Below are 18,624 nucleotides of genomic sequence, written 5' to 3' on the forward strand. Positions count from 1 at the left end.
AAAACAAAAAGAGACAAATGAAACCATTGGCTATTTGGATAAGGGGGCATTCCCATGTATTCAGTATTATTTCATGCGGCTGAAGAATCCGCATCACTCGCAGGGGCAAAAGGCGTGAATTTAATTAAATTAAACAATCACGGACTGCCAGTTCCAGATGGATTTATTATTAAAACGAACAGCTTTGCAAGCTTTCTTTCATATCACAATTTCCATCCAACTGATCAAAATCTTGCCCGAAAAATCACAGAAGCTTCGTTTCCTTCACAAATGGAGACAGAATTACTTTCATCCTTTCAATCATTGTTGAAAACATATCCGTCCGTTGCAGTGCGATCCTCTTCTGTTTCGGAAGATCTTGAAGGCGCCTCCTTTGCAGGTCAATACGAGACCTATTTAAATATCAAAACAAATGAAGAATTCTTGCAAGCCGTCAAAGAATGTTGGTCGTCTTACTTCGCAGCAAGAGTCACAGAATATAAGGAAGAAATGATTGAGAACGAGGAAGAGATGCCGCTCATGGCTGTTGTTGTACAAGGATTGATCCATTCTGACATCTCTGGTGTCATCTTTAGTGAGAATCCTGTATCAGGAAAAACAAACGAAGTCATGATGACTGCAAGCTATGGACTAGGAGAAGCCATCGTCTCCGGCCTTGTGACGCCAGATACATTTATTGTAAACAAAGAAACGTACTCTATTGAAAAATCACTAGGAACAAAAGAAGTCCAAATTGTCCCCTGTCAAGAGGGCGTCATTGAACAACCCGTAGGTGAGGAGATGGCTGGCCAATTTTGTCTTCAAGATGATCAATTGATCCAAATCACGAAAATGACAAAACAAGTAGAAGAACTTTATGGACATGGAGTAGATATCGAATTCGGCATGTCAGATGGTACTTTTTATTTACTTCAAGCAAGACCGATTACTGCTTCTTTTTCCAATACAGCAAATGGCTCCTCAGGTGCAGCCTTTCAAATGAAACCTGAAGAGCTGCAAGACTTCTGGATCTCAATGGACGATCATATGCCTGGACCCACAAGTCCTCTTTTTTCAAGTTTGATCATACCTGCTTTAAAAAACGGGATGAAGAAAAACGGAGAGAAGTATCAAGTACCAGACCTTAATATTAAAGATATCAAGCTTTATAGAGGTCATTTGTATTCTTCACCGTCTATGCCAGAAGCGTCAGAGGAACCAGTTTTTGACGAGAGCCTATTCGAAATGTTTCCTCGTTTAAGCGAAAGAATGTATCGCATTTTAAAGCAAAACTTGTTCCCATTATACGAAAAACTTGATCAGCAAATCACTCAACCGCTAACAATTGAGGAAGCCATTAATGGCTTTCAAGAATTAAAGGAGATTTATCTAAGAGCGTATGACGACCATTTTGATATTGTCATACCTCAAGTCATTCTATCAGCGATCATTGAAGACATGCTTGTCACATATACTGGGGATCAAACACAAGTCGTTCTGCTGCATGAAATGATGATAGGTGTGATGAACAAGTCTCTTGAAACAGATCAAAAGCTATCTCACTTGGCAAAAGACGTTCTTCAAGATTCCGAGCTTCTTCAGGCATTTAAAGATCATTCAACGAATGCTGAACTATTATTTGCCCTCAATCACACAGATAAAGGAAAAAACTTCATTTCCGACGTAGAAGCTTTTCTCCAAGTCTATGGTTGGCGGTCTGTTAAAAGCCATGATTTCACAGAGGAAACATGGGTGGAAAATCCTGAATTTGTCTTGGACATCATTAGAAACAACATTCGGCACCAATCTGATTTTGATGAAGAATTTGCACAAGCCGTGATCAAAAGGCAAGAAACGTATGAACAGTTTATCAGTCAAGTGACAGATGAAGCGTTTAAAACAAAATTTGAGGAACTTTATCATTTTGCACTCCATGCAGCCAATATTCGAGATGATCATCACTTTTACATTGATGCCATGTTAGATGCAAAAGCGAGACTCTATCTCTTAAAAATTGGTGAACTTCTTGTTCAAAAAGGAGCGATCCCTCATCAAGAAGACCTTTGGTATCTTTACGATGATGAAGTACTCAATGCGCTCACAACTTCGACCACATACGATTCGATCATTCAGCAAAGAAAAATTGAAATGAAGGAAAATGAATCCATCCAACCACCAGCTTATACAGGAACGCCTTCTGAAGCTGAATTGCAGCAAGTAGAAAGAATGCTTGGTTCGCTAAGGGAAAATGAAAACAACACAGACGATGCAATCTATGGAATTGGTGCATCTAGCGGCATTACTTCCGGAAGAGTCAGAGTCATTACATCTGCTGATGAATTTTCACAATTTGAAAAAGATGACATTTTAGTTTGTAAAACAACGACACCTTTATGGACCAGCTTATTTAGAGACGCAAAAGCAGTCATCACCGATTCTGGCGGCATTTTGTCCCATTCCGCTATTATCGCTAGAGAATATATGATACCTGCTGTCTTAGGTACACGGATCGCAACTGAAAAACTAAAATCTGGTGACCTCGTGACAGTAGATGGAGCCAATGGGCGTATCCAGTTATTAAATCAGCATTCACGGGCATAGTCGTCACTGTTTGGATCATATTGGCGGTCACAGATTTTATCGGTATACTTACTTTGTTGCAAACACATTCATAACCTGAGGTGAGTATGCTTGTTAAAATCAACAAATCAGCGGATCATTCGCGCAACAATGGAATTATTGTCTGAAAAGGGCTATCAAAAAACAACGACAAAAGAAATTGCGACAAAAGCGAATGTAAGTGAAGCGACAATTTTTCGTAACTTTAAAAACAAACGCGGCGTGATTGCTGCCATTATGAAAATGAAATCAACACCGACCAAAACCCTTGAAGCTGAATTTAAAGACGATTTATACACCGATTTAAAATTTCTCGGTAGCTATTTCCTTGAAGATTTGACTTCAAAAAAAGAATTTATCTATATCAGCATGAGAGAACCCGCTATGTTTAAAGATTTAACAGACCATGAAAAAATTTATCCTCAAGAATTGAGAGATATGCTGATTCATTATTTCAAAAAAATGAGTGCTCAGCATCGTGTATTAGAAGGAAAAGAAGACATCTATGCAGATATATTTATTAGCACGTATTTTGGCTTTTTCATTCAACAGCTAGAGCAAGACATTCAGCTTGTTTTAACACAAAAAGAAGACTTTATTGAGACATGCACACACATTTTCATGAGAGGAATTTCCCCCACTTAATTGGGTGAAATTCTTCTTTTTTACAAAGGTGGTAAACACATTGAATCTTAAAAAAGAGAACTTGATCATTTATTCTTTGCTGCTTGGAGCTATTTTAGTTCCAGTCAATTCAACCATGATCGCAGTCGCTCTATCATCCATATCAACTTATTACGATCAATCCATATCAAACATTACTTGGGTGGTCACGATTTATCTAATTGTCATGGCAGTCACTCAACCTATTGCGGGTAAGCTGGGAGATATATACGGCCACCGTAGCATGTATTTAGCTGGTGTGATACTCTTTTTGATTGGCTCCATTGGATGTGCTTTCGCACCTAATCTTGCTTTTCTTATTAGCTTCCGATCAATTCAAGCGGCAGGCGGAGCTATATTAACACCGAACAGCATTGCTTTAATTCGAGCAACAGTATCACATGAAAAGCTTTCTAAAACTATGGGTTTTTTCGGTTTTGGAGCGGGAATTGGTGCCGCACTCGGACCTTTTATCGGCTCTATTCTCATTCAGAGCTTTGACTGGCATTCCATTTTCCTAGTGAATATACCATTTTTGATTCTCACACTTGTGACAGGCGTTTTTATGATTCCGAAGATGAAACATACGCGTTTACAAGCCAATGTAGATATCATCGGTTCGTTATACTTAACAATCGGGATCGCCACACTCATTTTGTTTACTAAAAGCCAATTATTAAACGAATACATGATCTATGGCGTTCTAGCGGTCATTTCCATTCCTTTATTTTTCAAACACGTACGGAAATTTACAAATCCCATCATTGATTTGACATTATTTAAAAACAGTACCTTTACGAACGCTAACCTTTCTATCATGCTTAGTAATTTTGTGATGTACGCGATTCTTCTCATTATGCCGCTGTTTATGGAGCAAAAACTCGCGCTTTCTCATACACAAAGCGGGATTTTCCTTTCGATCTTTTCACTCTGTATGTCTATTAGTGGATTACTCGGGGCAAAGCTCCATCCAATAAAAGGTGCCAAAAAAATGATTCGATTTTCATTTCTCTGTCTTACTTTATCAGGTGTTATGCTGATCACACTAAGCAGCTACCCAAATTTACCACTCCTTATCATCACATTAGTCGCTGGGGGGATCTCATCAGGTATTGGCATGACTAGCATGCAGATGGCTTCTTTAACATCTGTTGATCAGAGTTTATCCGGCTCTGCATCTGGGATTTTTTCCACCTTTAGATATTTCGGAAGTATCATTTCATCTACTTTAATTGGTATATTAAGTGGTTTTCAATCTTTATTTATCATATTAATGGGCGCAGGTATTCTTGGTTTCCTCCTCTCTCATCGTCTAAAAACGAAACCCACTTCTCATTCATCTGAACACTCTGCTTAATGACTCCCTTCGCTCTATTTAGGGCGGGGGAGCTATGATTATTTGTTACTGTAACCGATTATGGATACAATGATCAAACTGTGAAAATGATCTTTTACTCATGAAAAAATGTCATATGAATAAACGAAAAAGAAATTTCAGCTTTCATTTACCTCTACTTCCCCACCTAAAAACTTCTTTTCATTTCTTCCAGCATTCATAACTTCGATTTTTTTTCACAATTTTTGTGTTATGCTTTTTGAAAATAGAGCACAAAAGGAGCAGAAGGATGAAACGAGTGAAATATTTTTTAATATGCTTGTCAGCTCTACTATTTTTCCTAGCAGGCTGCGGAAAAGACCAGCAATTTACGCCCCCTGGCAGCTCTCAATCAATTGCTGTCATTTCTCAACTAAAAAAAGCCTCCTTTTCAATCGTTGATTTACAAAAAAATAAAATTGTCTCTTCCGTTGATTTAAAACATCCTCTCACTGATCTTGTTCACATCAACAAAGACGTGATCATTGCATCAAGTAAGGAAGGACAATCTCTTATAGAAATCAATTTAAAAAAAGGAACAGCAGCGGACTATATGGATGTGAATAAAGGTCTGACTTCACTTGCGTATGATGCAGATACCAACACTTTACTTGTGACCGATTCAGAGAAAAATGTCGTTTATTTTATCGATACAGTGCACAAGAAAATAAAAGCAACTGTGAAGACCGGGACATTACCCTCTTCTATGGCGTTGTCTTCTTCTGGAAAGTTGTTTGTTTTAAATGCAAAAAGTCATTCTGTTTCAGTCATTGATATTGAAAAGAAAAAAAAGATACGAACGATTTCCGTTCTAGAACGGCCATCTGGCATTCATTTCGATGGGCATTCCATTTGGGTTGGAGGACACGGTAAACCGGGCACATTAAATAAGAGCATTTTTGCTTACGACCCTAAAACAGGTAAGAAACAGCGAGAAATCAAACTAGGTGTTATGCCAGTCGCATTTTTTTCAGAAAAAAACTCTTCTACTTTATATGTATTATGTCATGGAGACCATACACTATATAAAGTAAATACCGAGAAAAACAAACTACTTTCCTCTGTTGAGACCGGTCAAAATCCGAATTATATCACTGCTGCTTCCTCATCTATATATGTCAGTAACTTAGATGACAATTCAGTATCCGTCATCGACAAACATACATTTATGTTGAAGAACCGACTGAACATCCCAGCAGGACCTTATGCTATCATGTTGGAGGAAAAGAAATGAAAGAACAGATGAATATTTTAATAGTAGATGATGAATTAGATATGCTTGAGTTAATCGAATCCTTTTTGCAAAGACAAGGCTTTCACGTGATAACTGCAAATAATGGCACGGGCGCCTTACATCAGCTTGAAAAAGAGGCCATTGACCTTGTTGTATTGGATATTATGATGCCAGATATGGATGGATTCGAAGTCTGCCAGCGCATCAGGCAAACCTCTCAAATCCCCATTTTATTTTTAACAGCTAGAAGTTATGAAGAGGATCGCATTAAGGGGCTGGAAATTGGAGCAGACGACTACATCATGAAGCCTTTTAGTCTACGTGAGCTTGCAGCTAGAATTGAAACGACATTAAGACGAATTAGAGGTCTTTCTTTAAAGCGCAGTCGAATCATGATTGGTGACTTGGAGATCGACCAAGATGGCAGACAAGTCTATCTCAAGCAAGAGCCCATCAATTTAACAAGAAGAGAATTTGATTTACTTATGTTTCTTCTGCTCAATCAAGGCCAAGTCTTTTCCCGTGAACAGCTCTATCAAAAATTGTGGGAATCACACTCACCTAGTGGCTCTTTAAGAACAGTCGATACACATATTAAAACACTAAGACTGAAATTAAAGGAAGCGGAACGGTATATTAAGACCGTTTGGGGTGTCGGCTATAAGTTTGAGGAGGACAAATGAAGCCATTATCTATTAAAAGGAAAGTGCTTTTCTTAATCCTTTCCGTTATAGGCATCGTTGCTGCCTCAGCTCTTGCCCTGACTTATTACTTATACCAGCACTTATATATAGATAAACAGATTGACTCTTTAAGTTTACAAGGAAAGAAGCTGGCAGAAATCTATCACAAACACGGGAAAGACACATATTTTACTGACAGAATGAAGTGGGCAAATGACTCAAGTCAGGCAAGTGTTATTTTTACTGATGATCCTATGGAGCTTTCAAGCGGTATTCCTTTTGATACGAATACAAACGATAACCTCATTACGTTTAAAGAACGCCAAAAGCTTCTTCAGGGGAAAACAGTTGTGTTAATTAGAGAACACCCCCAGTTTCATCAAGATATTCTCGGGATTGCCATCCCTGTGTTCTCAAACAAAAATGATTTATCAGGAACCATTTTCCTCTCTATGCCTTTATCTGATGTGTATGAACCGTTTGTTCAAATTCGATTAACGCTTGGCATCTCTATTTTAATTATCCTGCTTTTGATTTTCTTTATTGGATATAAAAGTTCTAATAAAGTCGTAAGGACGATCAATCAAATGAAAGAAATTGCAATGGAAATGGAATCTGGTGATTTTTCAAAACGCATGGCTGTGACCAAAAAAGGGGATGAGTTAAATCAGCTGAGCCGTTCCTTTAATAAACTGTCCTCTACCTTAGAAAAAGTTGAACAGCATCGCAGAGAGTTCCTTGCCAATGTCTCCCACGAACTGAGAACGCCTTTAAGTTATATGAAAGGCTATGCTGAAGGAATTGAAGAAGGCATTATTGATCAAAAGAAAGGCATGCAGATTATTCAAGACGAATCCACACGATTAAGCCGGCTCGTACATGACCTTCTTGATCTCGCACAGTTAGAGGGGGAATCTTACCCACTAACGATGGAGCCGATCGTCTTTGCGCAGCTTATTCATGATGTTCTTGATCAAATGACATTCATTGCTAGTCAAAAGAGAATCTCGTTCAACCGCGAACTCGAAGAGGATTGTATTATTTATGGTGATAGCGATCGACTTGAGCAAGTCGTTCGTAATTTATTGGACAATGCCATCCATTACACGCCTTCAGGAAAATCGATTTCGATTGAATTATTCGTTCACCAACAAACTGCTGAATTGAGAATTACAGATGAAGGCAGCGGAATTCCAAAAGGAGATCTCCCTCATGTTTCTGAGCGTTTTTATCGAGTGAATAAAGCCCGCACAAGAAAAGATGGCGGCTCTGGTCTTGGACTAGCCATTGTTTATCAAATTATAAAAAAACATCGTGGCACGTTCGTTCTTCAATCTGAACAAGGCCTAGGTACGACCGCTATTATACAATTACCAAGTGCAGAGACCACTGAAACTCCGCCTGTCTCCTCATAAAATAAGATGACATCTTAAACAAAACAGCTCTTTTCTAGAGCTGTTTTTATTCAACAGAAAAATAAAGAATTGGCCTTTTTTTATTAACAGTTTATTCATATTTGCTTGTTACACTTTTTTCAAGTTAAGAAAAAGGAGTGACAAGCTTTTGATTAGACGCTTTCAGAAATTTGATCTTTATTTATTTTTCATATTGATTTTATCTGCCATTTTAAACATTTATAACATTTGGAACGACGATACGGTGAACGCTTATTATACAGCGGCGGTCACAAGTATGATGCAAAGCTGGCATAATTTCTTCTTTGCTTCGTTCGATCCCTCAGGTTATGTCACGGTTGATAAACCACCGCTCGCCTTCTGGCTGCAAACGATCAGTGCCAAAATTTTCGGCCTGCATGGCTGGAGTGTGATCTTACCCCAAGCTTTAGCTGGCATTGGATCTGTTTATTTAATCTACCGCCTAGTCAAACCTACATTTGGCCAGGCTGCTGCAAGACTGTCAGCGCTTATTATGGCGTGTACACCAATCGCAGTTGCTGTATCTCGTACAAATAACATTGACAGCTTACTCGTCTTTATTCTTTTACTCGCAACAGCCATGATGTTCAAGGCTGTGAAACAGCAGAAAGTGCTTTGGGCGATTGCTTCTTTTGCAATGATCGGTGTCGGCTTTAATACAAAAATGCTACAAGCGTATATGATTGTACCGGCTCTCGTCCTGTTTTACATCATTGCCTATCGAACGACATGGAAGAAAAAGTTGTTATCGCTGATGATTTCAATGATTGTTCTTTTAGGTGTATCTGCTTCATGGTCTATAGCGGTTGATCTCACTTCCAAAGACAATCGTCCTTATATGGGATCAAGTCAATCGAACTCAGCACTAGAATTAGCCTTTGGTTACAATGGTCTGCAGCGGTTGACTGGTCAACAGTCTGGCGGAGGAGGCGGCACAAATCAGGGTGAGGGACAGCCACCTTCACAGCAGGGCGATCAGCAAAATGACAATAATTCATCCACCATGCCTCAGCCGCCATCAAATGGAACTCAAAACAACTCAGACAGTTCAAACCAATCATCCAGTCAGGAACAGCCCTCAATGCAAGGACCACCAAGCAGTGCAAACGGCACAACACCACCTGATATGCCTTCAGGCGGTAATGGTGATGGACCGCCAAATGGTGGGGGCGGAAAAATGGGAAGTGGTTCTGGCATGTTTGGAACAGGAACAAAAGGGCCATTACGTCTGTTCCAATCTGAACTGTCCGATCAAATCAGCTGGCTGCTTCCATTTGCGCTCTTTGGTGCGATTGGTCTCTTCTTCTCGACAGCCTTTGAAAGAAGACGTCTCAATACAAAACAAAAAGAAACACTATTTTGGTTAGCTTGGCTTATACCTGTTGCTGCATTTTTCAGTGTAGCAGGATTTTTCCATCACTATTATTTAATCATGCTGGCACCGCCAATTGCTGTATTAGCAGGAGCCGGATGGGTGTCTATGACTCAATTGTTTCAAACGGGAACTGGCTTTAAAAAATGGCTACTGCCAATTGCGATATTCGTCACAACCGCATTTGAAATCTTTATCCTATCCACATTTACAAGCACAATCGGTCTTGGATTAAGCATTGCAGTCGGTATCATTGGTATTGGAACGATCCTTTCTCTACTTTTGATAAAAGGAAAAGAAAAACTAAAACAATTCATGTCTCTCATTGCCATCCTTGGGATGCTGATCGCACCCCTATACTGGGCAAGCACACCTCTTCTTTACGGAGGAAACAGTATGCTGCCAGAGGCTGGTCCTCAGCTTGCAACTTCAAGTGGCAGCATGAGTTCACAAGTCAATGAAAAGCTGATCAGCTATCTTGAGAAAAACAATACGGGAGAAGAATTCCTATTCGGGACAACAGATGCAACCACTGCTTCGCCTTACATTATTAAAACAGGAAAAGCTGTTATGGCATTAGGTGGATTTAGTGGATCTGATAACATTCTCACGCTTAATGAATTCAAACAGCTCGTTAAAGACGGTAAAATCAAATACTTCTATATTTCTGGTATGAGAGGCGGCAGCTCTGACATTCTCACTTGGATTCAAAAAAATGGCAAAGAAGTATCTGCTTCTAAATGGCAGAACAGCTCTACATCCAAAACGAATCAGCAAACAGACAGCCAACAATCAAAACAAAATGATCAGTCAAATGGACGAATGGGCGGAATGGAGAGCGGTACTCTTTATGAACTATTCGTTGATTAATTCATCTATTAAAAGGGAGGAACGATGACTGATGGAAAAGAACATACAATACTCTGTTGTAGTCCCAGTGTATAATGAAGAACTTGTGATCCATGAATCGTATCAGCGCCTCAAGACCGTCATGGATTCGACGGGAGAAGCATATGAGCTTCTCTTCGTCAATGACGGCAGTATGGATCGAACAGCTGAACTGATTAAAGGGTACTGCCAGACCGATCCGCATGTGAGACTTATTGATTTTTCTCGTAACTTTGGGCATCAAATTGCCATTACAGCGGGAATGGATTATGCAAAGGGAGAAGCTGTCGTAGTGATTGATGCGGATTTACAAGATCCACCTGAATTGATTTTAGACATGATTGAAAAATGGAAGGAAGGCTATGAGGTCGTATACGCGGTCCGCACGCAACGAAAAGGCGAAACAGCTTTCAAAAAGTACACGGCTTCCCTTTTCTACCGAGTGCTACGTCAAATCACCGAAGTAGATATTCCTATTGACACCGGCGACTTTAGATTGATGGATCGTAAAGTGTGTCATGAAATGAAAAAAATACGCGAGAAAAACCCATTTGTCCGCGGATTAGTGAGCTGGGTTGGCTTCAAACAGATTGCGGTAGAATATGTTCGGGATGAGCGGTTGGCAGGAGAAACAAAGTACCCTCTCAAAAAGATGCTCAAGCTCTCGATGGATGGGATCACATCTTTTTCTTACAAACCTTTAAAGCTAGCCAGCGTGGCAGGTATTGCCCTTTCAGCTATTGGCTTCATTTCGATGTTTCTAGTTTTATATTTAAAGCTTTTTACAAACAGCACCATCACCGGCTGGAGTTCATTAATTGTCATTCAGCTATTCTTTAGTGGGATCATCCTCTTTATGTTAGGCATGATTGGGGAGTATATCGGCCGAATCTACGATGAAGCCAAGGACCGGCCGCTTTATATCGTCAGGGATAGCTATGGCCTTCAGGCAAAGCCACATCCCGTTCAATCCCCTGTCCACTTCAAGCAATATAAACAGCATTAAAAAAAGCGTGCGAGACCCTTCAGAAGGTCCTGCACGCTTTTTAATAAATTAGACGGCTGTTTCAAACCGTTTTCTGTTAATAAAGAAAGATAGTGTAATGATTAAATAAATGCCCATGGTGACCAGCGTTTGAACAATTGGTGTATTGAATACAACGCCGACAAAAATGGCCATGATCGCAATAACTGAAAACCACGTTGTGAAAGGATACAGCTTCACGCGATATCCGCCTGGCTGTGCGACGCTTCGAGATTTCAAATGACCGACGGCAATGATAAACCAGATGAATAGAACTGTGTAACTTAAAGAGCCCATTAAGTAATTAAACGTTTGACTTCCTACAAAAAGAGAAATCAATACAGCTGCATACAAGGTAGATGTACATACAAGGATGGCTCGAACAGGCACCTGCTGTTTTGACAGCTTGGAGAATCCTTTCCATACACGGCCATCCATTGCCTGTGTATAAAGCACCCGTGATGAAGCATACAAGCCAGAGTTCATAGAAGACAAAATCGCTAGTAAGATAATACCATTCATGATGTCACTAGCATACGGTACTCCGATTGTTGCAAACACTGTCACAAATGGACTTACTTGCTCATTGTTGACTTGATTCCAAGGGATTAAGCTGACAATGATAAAGAACGGTAGTACATAAAAACCGATGATGCGTACAAACGTACTTTGAATGGCCTTTGGGATGACTTTTTCAGGGTTTTTTGTTTCTGCTAAAGTGACCCCAATCATCTCCGTCCCACCATATGAATACACGACAACCAGCATTGCTGCAATTAATCCGCCAGTACCATTTGGGAAAAATCCACCGTGATCCGTTAAATTAGACAATCCAGGTGCTGCATGCTGTCCGAATGAGACAAATAGCATGGTAAATCCAATGATAATAAATAAGATGATGACAGCAATTTTAATAGAAGCTAACCAATACTCTGTCTCAGCAAACATTTTGACTGAGCAAACATTAATGATTGTGACTACAAGTGAAATGATTAACACAAGCATCCAGATTGGCACTTGTGGGAACCAGTACTGAATAAAGATGGCCGACACAATCGCTTCTGCTGCAATGTTCAGCACCCACATCTTCCAATAGATCCAGTCTAAGAAATAGGCCGGATACTTTCCTAACACAGGTTCAATCAAGTCACGGAATGTTCTTGCTCCAGGTCGTGCAACGGTCATTTCGGCAAGTCCTTGCATAATAAATAATAAAATAAGACCACCAATCATGTATGCCAAAATGACAGCAGGACCCGCAATATCAATGGCAGAACTGCTTCCTTTAAACAGACCAGCACCGATGGCACCGCCAAGCGCAAGCATCATAATATGCCTTGATGTCATTGTTCGTTTTAACTGCACATGTTCCTTTTCCATTTTCTATAGCTCCTTTAAATTTGAATCTTCAGACAAATATGAGATAAAAGCATATAAAAAGGCCAGCCATCTCCTGGAAGAGACGACTGACCTTGCAACCGCGTTACCACTCTTATTGATTCAGCCATGGCTGAATCCAACTTAAAACCCGATAACGGAGGTCACACGTAAAGACTTACTATTCATTCAGTCTTACCGCTCTTTGAGCGAGTTCAATGATTCGTTTTACTGCGTTGCACCGACCCGCAGCTCTCTTAAAAAACGGATGTTCATTTACTATTCTCAAGTCAAAGCGTTTATAGTCAAATTTGTATATTCGTCAAAGATTTTATTTTTTAAATATACTGACTAACCACGCAATTGTCAACAGCCTTTTTCAGACAAACAGCGATTAACGAATCCAAACAGCTACTTCATCCATCGGGCGACGTGTTTTGCCGCGTTTTGGCTCAGTGACACGATAACCGAAGGCTGCCATGACAGAGATGTCGTATTGACCATCCACCAGTAACCCTTCTTCTTCTAAGATACGATGGATGTGATCGTAGCTAAATCCTTCAACTGGGCATGAATCAATGCCGATCTGTGCCGCAGCTGTCATCATGTTACCTAAGGCAATATACGTTTGTTTTGAAGCCCAATCAAATAATGTACGGTCATTTTCTAGTAGATGAAGATCGTTCTCTTGGAATTCTCTGTAGCGCCCCTTGACCATTTCAAACGTTTCGTCTGTCATTCCTTTGATTTGCTTGTTGATGTATTCTGCATATGCTGAATCATAGCGGGCATCTGTTCTTGCCAAGATGATCACAAAATGGCTGGCAGTTGGAAGCTGCTTTTGCGCCCCCCATGTATACTCTTTTAATTTTTCTCTGAATGCTTCATTTTGAATAACGAGGAACTTCCAAGGCTCAAACCCTACAGAGCTTGGAGAAAGTCTTCCTGTTTCTAAAATAAATGCAAAATCATCCTCTGGAATCTTTTTCGCTGGGTCAAACTCTTTTGTCGCATGACGGAATTCATACGCCTCAATGATTTCTTTTTTTAATAGCTCTTTGTCTCGCATATTATTCATCCTTTCTAATGAACAGGTGTGTTCCCACAATCCAATTTCTTTCCATTCCCTAATAGAAATTGTTATGATAGGAAAACAAACAACCCGAATGTGTGATGTCTATCTCTATGGTAAAAGAAAAGCTTCCATTGATTCAAGTACGCACATTTTTGTTCGTTAGGTACAAACATGTTCGTTTATGACCATTTTCGTTTAAGAAAGGAATGTTGAGATGAGTGCACCATCCAATCCAGTCAGTATTGTGAATCATGGCTGTCCCGTGTCTATCACTACAAATGTCATCGGAGGGAAATGGAAAGGCGTCATCCTTTATCATTTGACTTGCGGTCCAAAGCGTTACAACGAAATACGCCGGCTTCTGCCAAGAATTTCGCAGCGTGTCCTGACGTTGCAATTACGAGAACTTGAACAAGACGGGATTGTTCACCGTGAAGTCTATGAGGAAGTTCCTCCTCGTGTCGAGTATTCACTGACTTCTCTTGGAAATACGTTAAAGCCCATTATCTTTGCCATGCGTGAATGGGGCGAATCCTATGGAAGAGAAACGCGCCCAAAAGAAAAAAGCTGCCATCTCTAGCAGCTTTTTTAAGATGAAATCGCCGTTGGCTCTTGCTGAGGATCGTCCTTCACAAACAGGATACCAAGCTGGTGATGCTCCCCTTCGTAAGAGGCGCGTTTCTCAAACCTTGTCTGACCATTGAGACCAATGATCTCAAGCTTTGTCAGAGCACGATTGGTTTGTAGTGCTTCATAAAATTCTGAAACGGTTTTGATCTCGATTCCATTGACCTTTGTAATAATTTCTCCGATCTCAAGCTTTAAATCAGCCGCAGGGGTATTCGGAATGATACCAAGCACCATAAGCCCTTGATTCCGCTTAGAGAAAAAGAATGGTGCAGCGTTGTCATTCGCCCTCTGCTTCCATGATAAAAAGGCTCTTCCTGCAATCGCTAGAACAACAGCTCCCCACGCAATCGGCTCAAACCAAATACTTGCCGCACCTACTGCAGCAACAACTAGACCGAGCATTATTATTCGGCGTGACGTAATTTGAATACTCACAATTGGCAGCGATCCTTGAATACGCTGGCCAAAGCCGATGATGTACGGGATCACAATAAATGAAAAGCTTTGATCGTGCACTTGAAGCACAGGCCACCATGGCAGAGAAGAAGTCCATTCACCTGCCGGCATCAGCAAAACAAGTGGTAAAAGCCACAGACGGTTTGCTCGCTGCTGGCCGATCAAAAGTCCTCTCGCACTCATCACCATTGCAGGCGATGTACGTAAATGCGCCGTTCGATAGGCTAAGATGCCTTCGGTCATTAACAGTAGCCCTAACAGGATCACAACGGCTGATGCATTCATCATTGAAAGCTGCGGCAGCCAAGAATGGCTCACTTGAACAGACATCAGTCCAAATGCCGCAATAAAACTGAAACCGAGTGTGTATGCAGACGAAAGCGCACTCGCCTTAAAGAATAAAGAGAAAACGATGGTCATCGCTGCAATCAGCACGATGAATCCAGGCGGAAGTGAAATCCCTAAGCCTACAGATATGATCGATAGACAAATTCCTGGAACCCATCCCTTTGAATATGTAAATTTCAGTTCATCGTAAACATCTTCTATTCTTGTTTGAAACGCTTTTCTCTCCCGCTTTACGCGGATGTAGCCATATAATAGGCTGATTAATATCATAAAATAAAAAAGAGGATGGATTAAAAACAGACCGACCGCTTTTAATCCGGCTCCCATCCACTCCGAGCTCATTATCGTTCACCGCCCAAGTCAAGCATTTTCTCTTATTCTATCAAATAAATCGATGCTTGACATCAGGTTTATTTCTCCTGATTCATCCAAAGTGTGACATTCGACAGTGAAAAATCTTTTAAATAGTGATTTACATCTACATCTAGTATGCCGCCGAGAAGCTGCATGGACCTCTTGATGTCGGTTAAGTTTATACCAAGTCTCTTATGATTATCCATTAAATAATTGAAGTATATCTCAGCACAGTCTTCATCGATCTCGTCGACTGATTCTACCGTTGTGTAATTGACCAAGTACCTGCTTAACAGCATGAGTAGACTTAATGCCTTTGTAGCCGAAAACGTCACATCTTTCGTACGACTCTTAAGCTCCTCTACCAACTCGTAATATTTTTTCTCTCTCACAATACTTGCCCTTTTCAATTGTGTACCCCCATTTACTAGTTCTTTTAAGAAAAGCGCAAACCTCGGTACAGCTCAATGCTTAAGCTGAATATCCGCAAAAAATAAAATATTTAAAATGAGTGCTACTTTTTATTGTAAGAATTATTTATGTAACATACAACTTTCAAAAGTTTCATTTTCATGACATGTTTAAATCAACAGAAAGTCTCTTATATAAATATGTTATCGGGTAAATTCGAAGGAATGTTATGTTTTTTGTAAAATAAATGAATATATTTCTCGATATAATATATTTTTAAGAATAAATTATTACATGTTCGTAACACTTATGAACCAAAAAAAAGAGGCATTTATTCGCCTCTTTATTTTTTGAGATATAGTGCTTTTAGTGCAGTTTGTAGCTGAAGATCATTCTTTTCATAAGATTTCACTTCATCTACCATCTTGTTCATCATTTTCGCTGTCTTTAAATCAATCACACCTGATTTTTCGAGATTGTATGTGCTTTGAAATGCGAGTACAGCCTTTTTCGTTTCTTCGTCAAAATATCCATCTACTCTGCCAGGGTCAAATGATAACCCTTTTAACAATGTCTGTGCTTGTCTGACTTCTTCGTTGTTCATATCAAGCTGAAGCGGTTCTTTCAGCTGGAGCGGGCCAACGGTGAAGTAATCTGGTTGATGAATCGCAATGGTCGGCACAACGCCTTTTTTGTGAATCCAATTCCCTTTCGGTGTCAGCCACTTATACAGCGTTAATTTAATGTTACTTCCATCTCCCATTGGTACCGCCTGCTGCACAGTCCCTTTACCAAAGGAAACGTCACCTACCACTTCATACTTCCCTGCTTCTTTCATGGCACCAGCCAGAATTTCAGAAGCGGATGCACTTCCTTTATCAATTAAGACATTAACCGGGTATGGTTTTTGTTCTTTTCGTTTTGAAAAATATCGTTTTCGATCGCCATTCCGTTCTGCAATTTGAATATATGGCTGATCCTTTGTGATAAAATGTTTCAAAATGTCTTCCACACTTTGTAGATAGCCGCCAGGATTTCCTCTCACGTCCAGCACAAGGCCTTCCATGCCCTTTTTCTCGAGCTTATTCAAGCTTGCCGTGAAATCCTTCGCCGTATCTTCAGAGAAGCTAGAGATCGCAATATAGCCTGTTTTATGACCATTGACCTCTTTCATTGAAGCCGTTACGGTTTCAAGCGGGATTTCTTCTCGTTTGATATGGAATGTTAGCTCTTTTTCAATTCCATTTCGTCTGATTTTCAAGGCGACAGACGTTCCTTTTTTTCCTCTTATTTTCAGTACAGCATCGTTTAGGCTTTTTTCTTTCATCGACTCACCGTCAATGCTGATGATTTCATCTTTCGGTTTCAGACCCGCCTTTGCCGCAGGGGATTTTTTAAAGGCAGAGACAATGATAATCTTTCCTTCATCCATTCCAACTTCTGCCCCAATTCCTTCAAATGAGGAATCAAGTGAATCCGAAAATTGCTTTGCGGTTTGCTTGTCCATGTATACTGAATACGGATCATTTAAGGTTGAAAGCATTCCTTGTATGGCACCTTCAAGCAGCTTTTGACGATCCACTTCCTCTACATATTCATTCGAAATGAGGTCATAGGCTTTCTCAATTTTCTCCATTCCGTTTTCCTTCGCTCGATCACTTGATTGAGCTTGTCCAGCCACTGCAGCCGCTTTCGGTGACTCCGCTTGAGTCGCCTCTTTATGCGTCATAACCCCTGCACTGATGATGAGAATGACACTTGCCATGATGGATGCGATTTGTTTTTTCATATTTGGCCTCCTTCTTCAACTCTTCCTGATGACCTGAGTTATTATATGCCAGAAGAAGGGATTTCATGTAAAGACATTCTCCTAAGGAGGCTTGACTAATCATTTCAATAGGTGTAATTTTTATTTTGTTACGATCGAGAAGGAGTCTTCGCTATGTATATTATATTGACGATGCTTTTATTAGGAATTTTACTAGGGTTTGTAGGAGCTGGCGGGGCTGGTTTTGTCATCGCATTGCTGACGTTAATCTTTGATGTACCAATCCATACTGCACTTGGGACATCTTTAGCTGCTATGGCATTTACGACTTTATCTGGTGCATACAGCCACTACCGGGAAGGAAATATCCAGCTCAAATCAGGTTTGATTGTCGGTGCACTAGCTTGTATTGCTTCATTTGCCGGAGCAAAAGTGGCTCCTTTTATTCCAGAGGATAGCCTGCACTATTTAACAGCTGGTATGCTCTTTTTATCTGCTGTTTTTATGATGATCAAATTGTTTGTCCTAAAAGAAGATGCTGAGCAGCAGCCGCTTTCTTCACGCCAATTGCTGATCAGGGGCATTATATTAGGCCTTGTATCAGGGATGCTTTCAGGGATGTTCGGTATCGGATCAGCACCATTTATTCAAGTGGGGCTTTTGATTTTGCTGAAGCTGTCTATTAGACAAGCTGTTGGCACAACGATGCTAGTGATTATTCCAATCTCTATTGGCGGTGGAATTGGTTATATTTCAGAAGGCTATGTTGACTTTATCCTGCTCGTTCAGATCTTAATCGGTACCGTATTAGGAGCTTTTATTGGGGCAAAATTTACACGCCTTGCGCCGAAACCTCTCTTAAAATCCGCTGTGCTTTTAACACCTATTATTGCCGGATTACTGCTGTTATTTTAACTTCATCTACTTGAAAA

General features: G+C 40.2%; 15 protein-coding genes and 1 other annotated feature. Of the genes, 10 read left to right on the top strand and 5 right to left on the bottom strand.

The genetic code is table 11. From position 1 onward, the window contains the following. Positions 1–54 precede the first annotated feature (54 nt). The 8 genes from NSQ70_RS16055 to NSQ70_RS16090 all read left to right on the top strand — a co-directional run bounded on the left by NSQ70_RS16055 (position 55) and on the right by NSQ70_RS16090 (position 11,255). Positions 55–2,580, top strand: a complete 2,526-nt coding sequence (locus NSQ70_RS16055; RefSeq protein WP_159160012.1) for a PEP/pyruvate-binding domain-containing protein — start codon at positions 55–57, stop codon at positions 2,578–2,580. Between the two features lie 90 nt (positions 2,581–2,670). Further along, positions 2,671–3,243, top strand: coding sequence for a TetR/AcrR family transcriptional regulator (locus NSQ70_RS16060; protein WP_008348201.1), 573 nt, complete (start codon positions 2,671–2,673; stop codon positions 3,241–3,243). Between the two features lie 40 nt (positions 3,244–3,283). Then, entirely contained in the window at positions 3,284–4,618 is a 1,335-nt protein-coding gene (locus NSQ70_RS16065; protein WP_159160013.1) for an MFS transporter, read from the top strand. A gap of 268 nt (positions 4,619–4,886) precedes the next feature. Continuing rightward, positions 4,887–5,870: a YncE family protein gene (locus NSQ70_RS16070; RefSeq protein ID WP_342502274.1), complete on the top strand. Its 984-nt coding sequence runs from the start codon at positions 4,887–4,889 to the stop codon at positions 5,868–5,870. Continuing rightward, entirely contained in the window at positions 5,867–6,553 is a 687-nt protein-coding gene (locus tag NSQ70_RS16075; RefSeq protein WP_159160015.1) for a response regulator transcription factor, read from the top strand. Before NSQ70_RS16070 ends, NSQ70_RS16075 begins: the two co-directional genes overlap by 4 nt. Further along, complete coding sequence (locus tag NSQ70_RS16080; protein ID WP_047945637.1) at positions 6,550–7,968, top strand: ATP-binding protein; 1,419 nt, start codon at positions 6,550–6,552, stop codon at positions 7,966–7,968. Before NSQ70_RS16075 ends, NSQ70_RS16080 begins: the two co-directional genes overlap by 4 nt. Before the next feature lie 148 nt (positions 7,969–8,116). Then, positions 8,117–10,231, top strand: coding sequence for a glycosyltransferase family 39 protein (locus NSQ70_RS16085; protein WP_342502275.1), 2,115 nt, complete (start codon positions 8,117–8,119; stop codon positions 10,229–10,231). Between the two features lie 31 nt (positions 10,232–10,262). After that, complete coding sequence (locus NSQ70_RS16090; RefSeq protein ID WP_056702903.1) at positions 10,263–11,255, top strand: glycosyltransferase family 2 protein; 993 nt, start codon at positions 10,263–10,265, stop codon at positions 11,253–11,255. Between the two features lie 48 nt (positions 11,256–11,303). On the opposite strand, the gene NSQ70_RS16095 is transcribed toward NSQ70_RS16090, so the two are convergent. Together NSQ70_RS16095 and NSQ70_RS16100 are read right to left on the bottom strand one after the other, a co-directional pair. Beyond that, positions 11,304–12,653, bottom strand: coding sequence for an amino acid permease (locus tag NSQ70_RS16095; RefSeq protein WP_008348215.1), 1,350 nt, complete (start codon positions 12,651–12,653; stop codon positions 11,304–11,306). Between the two features lie 75 nt (positions 12,654–12,728). After that, positions 12,729–12,953, bottom strand: a binding site (T-box leader). 91 nt (positions 12,954–13,044) lie between these two features. Beyond that, positions 13,045–13,719 carry an NAD(P)H-dependent oxidoreductase gene (locus NSQ70_RS16100; protein WP_024719911.1) on the bottom strand — a complete coding sequence of 225 codons (675 nt, stop codon included), beginning with the start codon at positions 13,717–13,719 and terminating at the stop codon, positions 13,045–13,047. A gap of 220 nt (positions 13,720–13,939) precedes the next feature. Between NSQ70_RS16100 and NSQ70_RS16105 the strand changes: the two genes are divergently transcribed. Then, entirely contained in the window at positions 13,940–14,305 is a 366-nt protein-coding gene (locus tag NSQ70_RS16105) for a winged helix-turn-helix transcriptional regulator (protein WP_017357877.1), read from the top strand. An 8-nt stretch (positions 14,306–14,313) separates the two neighbouring features. Here the strand turns inward: NSQ70_RS16105 and NSQ70_RS16110 are convergent, their stop codons facing one another. The 3 genes from NSQ70_RS16110 to NSQ70_RS16120 all read right to left on the bottom strand — a co-directional run bounded on the left by NSQ70_RS16110 (position 14,314) and on the right by NSQ70_RS16120 (position 17,713). Continuing rightward, positions 14,314–15,486, bottom strand: coding sequence for a PDZ domain-containing protein (locus NSQ70_RS16110; RefSeq protein WP_100324731.1), 1,173 nt, complete (start codon positions 15,484–15,486; stop codon positions 14,314–14,316). Between the two features lie 83 nt (positions 15,487–15,569). Continuing rightward, a complete protein-coding gene (locus NSQ70_RS16115; RefSeq protein WP_007500014.1) occupies positions 15,570–15,923 on the bottom strand; it encodes a swarming motility protein SwrAA in 354 nt (117 codons plus the stop codon). A 344-nt stretch (positions 15,924–16,267) separates the two neighbouring features. Further along, a complete protein-coding gene (locus NSQ70_RS16120; RefSeq protein ID WP_041091482.1) occupies positions 16,268–17,713 on the bottom strand; it encodes a S41 family peptidase in 1,446 nt (481 codons plus the stop codon). A 153-nt stretch (positions 17,714–17,866) separates the two neighbouring features. Between NSQ70_RS16120 and NSQ70_RS16125 the strand changes: the two genes are divergently transcribed. Next, positions 17,867–18,607 (top strand): sulfite exporter TauE/SafE family protein, encoded by a 741-nt coding sequence (locus tag NSQ70_RS16125; RefSeq protein ID WP_017368130.1) that lies wholly within the window; start codon positions 17,867–17,869, stop codon positions 18,605–18,607. Positions 18,608–18,624 lie beyond the last annotated feature (17 nt).

The organism is Bacillus sp. FSL R5-0397 (genome assembly GCF_038593395.1).
Lineage (GTDB): Bacteria > Bacillota > Bacilli > Bacillales > Bacillaceae > Bacillus > Bacillus altitudinis.

Bases quoted from the DNA above. Each gene is read 5' to 3' on its own strand.
- NSQ70_RS16055 (WP_159160012.1), top strand. From the start codon at position 55: ATGTATTCAGTATTATTTCATGCGGCTGAAGAATCCGCATCACTCGCA.
- NSQ70_RS16070 (WP_342502274.1), top strand. From the start codon at position 4,887: ATGAAACGAGTGAAATATTTTTTAATATGCTTGTCAGCTCTACTATTT.
- NSQ70_RS16075 (WP_159160015.1), top strand. From the start codon at position 5,867: ATGAAAGAACAGATGAATATTTTAATAGTAGATGATGAATTAGATATG.
- NSQ70_RS16080 (WP_047945637.1), top strand. From the start codon at position 6,550: ATGAAGCCATTATCTATTAAAAGGAAAGTGCTTTTCTTAATCCTTTCC.
- NSQ70_RS16090 (WP_056702903.1), top strand. From the start codon at position 10,263: ATGGAAAAGAACATACAATACTCTGTTGTAGTCCCAGTGTATAATGAA.
- NSQ70_RS16095 (WP_008348215.1), bottom strand. From the start codon at position 12,653: ATGGAAAAGGAACATGTGCAGTTAAAACGAACAATGACATCAAGGCAT.
- NSQ70_RS16100 (WP_024719911.1), bottom strand. From the start codon at position 13,719: ATGCGAGACAAAGAGCTATTAAAAAAAGAAATCATTGAGGCGTATGAA.
- NSQ70_RS16105 (WP_017357877.1), top strand. From the start codon at position 13,940: ATGAGTGCACCATCCAATCCAGTCAGTATTGTGAATCATGGCTGTCCC.
- NSQ70_RS16110 (WP_100324731.1), bottom strand. From the start codon at position 15,486: ATGGGAGCCGGATTAAAAGCGGTCGGTCTGTTTTTAATCCATCCTCTT.
- NSQ70_RS16120 (WP_041091482.1), bottom strand. From the start codon at position 17,713: ATGAAAAAACAAATCGCATCCATCATGGCAAGTGTCATTCTCATCATC.
- NSQ70_RS16125 (WP_017368130.1), top strand. From the start codon at position 17,867: ATGTATATTATATTGACGATGCTTTTATTAGGAATTTTACTAGGGTTT.